This window comes from Dolichospermum circinale AWQC131C (assembly GCF_000426905.1).
Lineage (GTDB): Bacteria > Cyanobacteriota > Cyanobacteriia > Cyanobacteriales > Nostocaceae > Dolichospermum > Dolichospermum circinale.
On sequence record NZ_KE384641.1, the window covers coordinates 1 to 240 of the forward strand.

A 240-nucleotide genomic window follows, 5' to 3' on the forward strand; every position below is an offset into this window, starting at 1 on the left:
ACATTATCTGGAAAAACTTCTGTAGAAACTGCCCTAGCTACATATAGAAATAGTCCCACATTCAAGTACATCGAGCCAGATTATATTGTCACCAAAGCGGTCACCCCCAATGACCCAGGCTTTGGTCAACTATGGGGACTACATAACACCGGACAAACTGGCGGTACTCCCGATGCGGATATTGACGCTCCTGAAGCTTGGGATATTCAGACCGGCAATCCTAATTTAGTGATTGGGGTT

1 protein-coding gene is annotated in these 240 nt (G+C 45.8%); it reads left to right on the forward strand.

The features are described from left to right. Window positions 1-240 (forward strand): hypothetical protein (locus ACIR131C_RS26245; protein ID WP_196811805.1); only part of this gene is annotated, 240 nt, incomplete at both ends.